Raw genomic sequence first — 6,153 nt, 5'->3', positions numbered from 1 at the left:
CGAGCCCGTCCGCGTCGGCCGCGCTCAGCTCGACCCAGGTCTCCGGCGCGGCGTCCGCCAGCTGCGGCGCCCGGCCGGTCTTGGTACGGGTGTGGAACTGGTAGACGGTCCGGCCGGTGGTGAGCAGCAGCGGGTACTCGTCGCTGGGCACCTCGGGCGACGGCTGGTACGGCACCGCGTGCAGGAACGCCCGCCCGCCGGGCTGCTTGGCCCGGTACTCGTCCGGCAGCAGCTCCGCCCCGGTGACCAGGTCGTGGCCGTACGTCTCGCAGTAGTCCGGGTCGGTGTTGAACACCCCGTCGGTGTAGAGCCGTTCGGTGCCGTCCGGGTGCTCGTCCGTGCACGGCCACTGGATGCCGCCGGCGCGCAGCCGCTCGTAGGTGATCGCGGTGTAGTCGCAGGGCCGGCCGCGCGAGCACTTTTTCCACGCCTCGAACACCTCCTCCGGCCCGGTCCAGCGGATCAGCGGGTCGCCGTTGGCGTCCCGGAAGTCCATCCGCCGGGCGTAGTCGAGGAAGATGTCCAGATCGGCACGGGCCTCGCCGGGCGGGTCGACCGCCTTCTCGGAGATGTGCACCGTCCGGTCCACGCTGGTGAAGGTGCCGGTCTTCTCGCCCCAGGTGGCAGCGGGAAGCACCACGTCGGCCAGCTCGGCGGTCTCGGTGCGGAAGAGGTCCTGGACCACCAGGAACAGCTCCGGCTTCGCCAGGATCCGGCGGATCCGGGCCAGGTCGGGCAGGCTGACCGCCGGGTTGGTGGCCGAGACCCAGAGCAGCTTGATCGAGCCCTGCTCGGCGTACCGGAAGATCTGCATGGCGTGCGTCGGCGGCGACCAGTGCGGGATGGTGTCGACCTCGACGTTCCACAGCCGGGCCAGCTCGGCCACGTGCTCCTCGTTCTCCCAGTTGCGCAGGCCGGGCAGGTCGCCGTCGGCGCCGCACTCCCGGTTGTTCTGCGCGGTCGGCTGGCCGTTCATCTGGTAGAGCCCCGCCCCCGGCCGGCCGATCATGCCCCGGATCAGGTGCAGGTTGTTCACCTGGCAGGCCGCCGCGGTGGCCTGGTTGGACTGGTAGAAGCCCTGGAGCACCGTGGAGAGCAGCCGGGACGAGTGCCCGAGCAGCTCGGCGGCCCGCTCGATGTCCCGCGCCGGCAGGTCGCAGATCTCGGCGACCTTCGGCACCGGGTAGTCCTCGACCACCCGGCACAGCTCCTCGAAGCCGATCGTGTGCTCCCCGACGTACTCCTCGTCGTACCAGCCCCGGTGGATCAGCTCGCGGAGCAGGCCGTTGAGCAGCGCCATGTTGGTGCCGTTGCGCAACGCCAGGTGCACGTCGGCCTCCCGGGCCACCGGGGTGGCCCGCGGGTCGACCGCGAGCATCGCCGGCGGGTTCGGCCCGCGCCGACGGTCCAGCATCCGCATCCACAGCACCGTCTGGGTCTCCGCGACGTTGTGCCCCCAGAGCGCGATCACGTCGCAGTGGTCCACGTCCGTGTACGAGCCGGGCTGCCCGTCGGTGCCGAAGCTCGCCTTCATCGCGGCGGCGGCGGTGGCGGTGCAGAGCCGGGTGTTGCCGTCCATGTGCGGGGTGCCGATGCCGGCCTTCCCGATCACGCTGAGCGTGTAGTACTCCTCCAGGAAGAGCTGCCCGCTGGTGTAGAAGCCGAAGTGGCCCCAGCCGCCCGGCCCGTCCAGCAGCTCCTTCGAGCGGGCCACGATCCGCCCCATCGCGGTGTCCCAGTCGGTCTCGACCAGCCGGTCACCCTCGCGGACCAGGGGACGGCGCAGCCGGTCCGGACTGTGGTTGGCCTGCCAGCCGTACAGGTCCTTGGGATCGACCCGGCCGTGGTTGATCCGGTCCCCGGCCCGGCCCCGGACCCCGACGATCCGGCCGTCGCGCACGGCGATGTCCATCGCGTCGCCGTTGGAGTGCAGGATGGAGGCCGTCGGCACCCAGCGCTGCACGTCCGCCTCGGTGTGCCCGTCGGCCAGGAAGCTGTCGACCCGCACCGGCCACGGCTGTCCCGGCCCGTACGGCGTGCGCGGCCCCCACGGGTCGGCGATCCGGTCCACCATCTCTCAGCCCTCCTCGACTTGCCCACAGCTCGCGCTCATGACCGCCCCCGCCACAGCGGCATCTGCCGACCGGTGGCCCGGTTGAACAGCAGGTCCACCAGCGTCACCAGCAGCACGGCGGCGCCGGCGATCACCAGCTGCGTCGGGGTGCGCAGCAACCCCAGCGCGACGATCAGCGTGCTGGCGCCGGCCGGCGGGTGGGCGGCGTCGAGCAGCGCCAGCACCGCCGCGGTGACCGCCAGCGAGCCGGCGGCGGCGACGATCCGCGGCACCGAGACGCCCTCCTGGAGCGCGGACGGGTTGTCGGTCAACCCGGTCAACTCCAGGAGGGCGTACCCGGCGAGCAACGCCACCAGGTGGCCGATCAGGGTGTTGCGCGGCGACGACTCGGGCCGGCCGGGCTGCTCGACGTGCAGCATCACCGCCGGTCCGAGGCTCGGGAAGAGCCACGGCTGCCGGGTCAGCAGGGCTACCGTGCCGGCCACCACCAGGGCGACGGCGCTGCCGCCGAAGGCCCGCGTCGCGTCGGCGGCACGAAACGGGGTCTCATCGGTCTCGCCGGCCATGTCGGCTGCTGTACCCCGGTCGCCCGGCGACGAATCGACGCACGCGCACGCCGGTCAGGCCATCGCCGGGTGCAGGACGCTGCGCAGGCAGGCGTCCTGCTTCTTCTCGAAGATCTCGTAGCCGCGCACGCCCTCCTCCAGCGACATCGGGTGGGTGGCCAGGTAGCCGGGGTCGATCTCGCCGGCGGCGAGGCGGTCCAGCAGCATCGGGATGTAGCGCTGGGCGTGCATCTGCCCCATCCGCAGCACCAGGGCCTTGTTCATCGCCGCGCCGAGGGGGAACTTGTCGACCAGGCCGCCGTAGACGCCGACGATGCTCACCGTGCCGCCCTTGCGGCAGGCCATGATCGCCTGGCGGACGGAGGTGGGCCGGTCGGTGGTCAGCCGGGCGGTCTGCTTGGCCTTGTCGTAGGCGTACGCCGGGCCGACGTCGTGCGCCTCCATGCCGACCGCCTCGATGCAGGCGTCCGGGCCCCGGCCCGCGGTCATCTCCCGCAGCGCCTCCAGCACGTCGGTCTCGGCGTAGTTGATCGTCTCCACCCCGAGCCGGTCGGCGGCCGTGGCGAGCCGCTCCGGCAGCCGGTCGATGACGATGACCCGGCCGGCGCCGAGCAGCTGGGCGGCGCGGGCGGCCATCTGGCCCACGCCACCGGCGCCCCAGACCGCCACCACCTCGCCACCGGAGAGACCGCAGAAGTCGGCCGCCATCCAGCCGGTGGGCATGGCGTCGGAGGCGAAGACGACGGCGTCGTCGGGCACCCCGTCGGGGACCTTGAACGCGCCGATGTCACCGAACGGCACCCGGATGTACTCGGCGTGACTGCCGGAGTAGCCCCCGGCGGCGTGCGAGTAGCCGAGGATGCCGGCCGGCGAGTGGCCCCACAGCTTCTCCGGCACGACCGGCTGCGGGTTGGAGTTGTCGCAGAGCGAGAACTGCTCGGTACGGCAGTACCAGCAGCCGCCGCAGGCCACCACCGAGCCGACCACCACCCGGTCGCCGACGCGCAGCCGGCGCACGCCCGGCCCGGTCTCCACCACCTCGCCCATGAACTCGTGGCCGAGGATGTCGCCCTCCCGCATCGCGGGCAGGAAGCCGTTGATCAGGTGCAGGTCGGAGCCGCAGACGCTGCTGGCCCGGACCTTGACGATGATGTCCCCCTCGGCCCGGACGCGCGGCTCGGGCACGTCCCGGACCGCCAGCTTGCCGACCCCTTCCCAGCACAGCGCCCTCACGCCCGTCCTCCCGTCGTCAGCCGCTCGCGGACCTGGTCGGTCGCGGCCTCCTGCGCGGGGCTGCGCCCGGAGGGATCGCGCCGGGTGTCGATCACCTGGCCGGCCTCGATCAGCGACTTGATCCGCCGCAGCGCGTCGCGCAGCGCCAGGTCGGGTTCGTCGCCGCGGGCCAGGCCCAACAGCCGGCCCAGCGGGCCGCCGGTGCGGTAGCGCAGCTCGGCCCGGATCTCGGTGCCCCGGTCCTGCGGCGCGGGGGCCAGGTCCACGTGTCCCTCCTGCGGCACCGGGCCGTCGGTGACCCGCCAGCTGAGCCGGCCCGGACCGTCGACGCTGATCTCGGCCCGCCATTCGGTGCCGCCACCGGCGGGGTCGCTGGCGACGCAGCGCCACCGGTTCTCGTCGAGCTGTTCGAGGGTGGCCCACTCGGCCAGGGCCCGGTCCAGTCGTTCCCGGTCGGTCCAGAAGCCGATGACGGCGTCCATCGGCCGGTCCACGGTGATCCCCCGGCGCACCACGTACCAGCCGCCCTGCCGGTCCGGCTGGTGCCGGCGGCGCCGCCGGGCCACCAGCCGGCCGACCCCGACCGCGGTCGCCGTGGTGGCGCCGAGCAGCACCCACCTCGTTCCGTTGCTGGTCATCACGTCTCCTCCGCCCGAGCGCCCGGAGATGGCGCCCGCATCCCGGTGCGCTACCCGACGTGAACGCGTCGAAACGCCCCGTTTGATCCGTCGGGTTCCGGGCATGCCGTCCCGAACACCGTTTTCCGGGAGGCAGCGTTGCCCTTCGACGCGAGCGAGTACGGCCGGCACATCCCCGCGGACGTCTACGACCTGGCGTTCGCCCACCTCTCCCCTGACGCGGCCGTGGACCGCCTGGCGGCGCTCGCCGACGGCGGCCCGGTCTGCGAGTTCGGCATCGGCACCGGCCGGCTGGCCCTGCCGTTGCGCGAACGGGGGCTCACCGTGGCCGGGATCGACGGGTCGGCGGAGATGGCGGCCCGGCTGCGGGCCAAGCCGGGCGGCGAGCGGATCGAGGTGTCCATCGGCGACTTCACCCGGACCCGCGTTCCCGGCCAGTTCGCTCTGGTGCTGCTCGCGTTCAACACGATCTTCGCGCTGCCCGACCAGGACGCCCAGGTCGCCTGCTTCCGCAACGCCGCCGCGCACCTGCGGCCCGGGGGCCGGTTCGTGGTGGAGGCCTGGGTGCCCGACCCGGGCGCGTTCCGGGGCGGCACGGCGCTGCGCCCGGTGCACGTCGCGCAGGACGCGGTGCTGCTGGAGGCGGCCCGGTTGTACCCGGCCGAGCAGCGGATGACCACCACCAAGATCCGGCTCGGCAACGACGGGGTGCGGCTGCTGCCCGCCAACCACCGCTACGCCTGGCCGGCCGAGCTGGACCTGATGGCCCGACTGGCCGGGATGAGCCGGGAACACCGGTGGGTCGACTGGTCCGGCGGCCCGTTCACCGACGACAGCCGGGAGCACGTGTCCGTGTACCGGTGCCCGGAGTCGGCGTGAGCGCCCCGGCGGCCCCGCGTCCGGTCCGCGCGCCGCGGCGCGGCGTCCGTACCGGTCGGCTCCCCGTCGAGTACGTCCTGCCGCTGCGCTGGTCCGACGACGCCGACCTGGCCGAGCTGACCGGGTACCTGCGGTCGATCGCCGCGCTGGTCGACGTGACCGTGGTGGACGGCTCCCCGCCGGAGGTCTTCGCGCGGCACGCCGCCGCGTGGCGCGGCGTCCTCCGGCACGTGGCCCCCGACCCGGCGGTACGCGGGGTCAACGGCAAGGTCCGCGGCGTGCTCACCGGCGTCGCGATGGCCCGGCACGAGCACGTGGTGATCGCCGACGACGACGTCCGGTACGACGAGCCGGGGCTGCGCGCCGCGCACCGGCTGCTCGACACCGCCGACCTGGTCCGGCCGCAGAACTACTTCGACCCGCTGCCCTGGCACGCCTGGTGGGACTCCGGTCGGACCCTGCTCAACCGGGCGTTCGGCGCTGACTACCCGGGCACCCTGGCGGTACGCCGCAGCACCTTCCACGCAATGGGGGGCTACGACCCCGACGTGCTCTTCGAGAACCTGGAGCTGATCCGCACCGTGCGGGCGTACGGCGGGACCGAAGCCGTGCCGGCCGGGCTCTACGTACGCCGGCTGCCACCGACCGCAGCGCACTTTTGGGGGCAGCGGGTCCGCCAGGCGTACGACGACCTGGCCCAGCCGGTGCGGCTGCTGACCTCGCTGGCGGTGCTGCCCGGCGTGCTGGCCGCGCTGGCCGCCCG

General features: G+C 73.6%; 6 protein-coding genes. 2 read left to right on the top strand and 4 right to left on the bottom strand.

Annotated features, from left to right (window positions below):
- The 4 genes from JNW89_RS24750 to JNW89_RS24735 all read right to left on the bottom strand — a co-directional run.
- Positions 1–2,074: molybdopterin-dependent oxidoreductase (locus tag JNW89_RS24750; RefSeq protein WP_238450699.1), on the bottom strand; the 2,074-nt coding region annotated here is incomplete at its 3' end.
- Between the two features lie 35 nt (positions 2,075–2,109).
- On the bottom strand, positions 2,110–2,640 hold the full coding sequence (locus JNW89_RS24745) for an HPP family protein (protein WP_238450698.1): 531 nt from the start codon (positions 2,638–2,640) through the stop codon (positions 2,110–2,112).
- 54 nt (positions 2,641–2,694) lie between these two features.
- Positions 2,695–3,873, bottom strand: coding sequence for a zinc-dependent alcohol dehydrogenase (locus JNW89_RS24740; protein ID WP_238450696.1), 1,179 nt, complete (start codon positions 3,871–3,873; stop codon positions 2,695–2,697).
- Positions 3,870–4,511, bottom strand: coding sequence for a cyclase (locus JNW89_RS24735; RefSeq protein WP_238450694.1), 642 nt, complete (start codon positions 4,509–4,511; stop codon positions 3,870–3,872). The genes JNW89_RS24740 and JNW89_RS24735 overlap by 4 nt, the downstream gene beginning before the upstream one ends.
- Positions 4,512–4,649: 138 nt before the next feature.
- Here JNW89_RS24735 and JNW89_RS24730 point away from each other — a divergent pair, with 138 nt between their 5' ends.
- Positions 4,650–5,390 (top strand): class I SAM-dependent methyltransferase, encoded by a 741-nt coding sequence (locus JNW89_RS24730; RefSeq protein ID WP_238450693.1) that lies wholly within the window; start codon positions 4,650–4,652, stop codon positions 5,388–5,390.
- A partial coding sequence (locus tag JNW89_RS24725; protein ID WP_238450692.1) for a glycosyltransferase family 2 protein occupies positions 5,387–6,153 on the top strand: 767 nt, incomplete at its 3' end. The genes JNW89_RS24730 and JNW89_RS24725, both read left to right, overlap by 4 nt.

Source organism: Micromonospora sp. 4G55 (genome assembly GCF_016803375.1).
The sequence above is the reverse complement of the archived record's forward strand: the minus strand, read 5'-3'. Positions and strand labels throughout refer to the sequence as shown.